This window comes from Myxococcus sp. CA056, from assembly GCF_013336715.1.
Taxonomy (GTDB): Bacteria; Myxococcota; Myxococcia; order Myxococcales; family Myxococcaceae; genus Myxococcus; species Myxococcus llanfairpwllgwyngyllgogerychwyrndrobwllllantysiliogogogochensis.
Genome location: NZ_JABUMT010000072.1, coordinates 1 through 378, shown reverse-complemented (window position 1 = coordinate 378; position 378 = coordinate 1). Strand labels below are relative to the sequence as shown.

Genomic DNA, 378 nt, shown 5'->3' with positions numbered 1-378 from the left:
ACTCGAAGCGCTCGACACGCAGGCCTCCGCCCTGGACGCTCGGGAAGTGGAGCGCCACGCCCACCAGGCCCACCAGCGCGGTGAGGCCCGCGAGCCCCGCCGCGCGGTTCCGGGCGCTCGTGGGCAGCAGTGCCGCGATGACACTGGAGACCCAGGGAATGGCCAGGAGGGCAATGAGCGGCATCAGGACTTGCGGACCCCATGGCGCCTGGGAGGAACCACCAGGACGTCGCACGTCACATCCCGGAGGACGTCCCCGGCGACAGTCCCGAGGAGCGCGTGCGCGATTCCAGCACGGCCATGCGTTCCGAGCAGCAGGAGGTCCGCCCGGCTCTTCGCGACGACGTCCGGGATGACCGTCCTGGGCGAGCCGTACCG

At 71.7% G+C, this 378-nt stretch carries 2 protein-coding genes; both read right to left on the bottom strand.

Annotation, left to right across the window (positions count from 1 at the left end; translation table 11 throughout):
* A partial coding sequence (locus HUA76_RS44875) for a hypothetical protein (RefSeq protein ID WP_174464437.1) occupies nucleotides 1-184 on the bottom strand: 184 nt, incomplete at its 3' end.
* On the bottom strand, nucleotides 184-378 hold a 195-nt coding region (locus HUA76_RS44870), incomplete at its 5' end, for a universal stress protein (protein ID WP_174464436.1). The genes HUA76_RS44870 and HUA76_RS44875, both read right to left, overlap by 1 nt.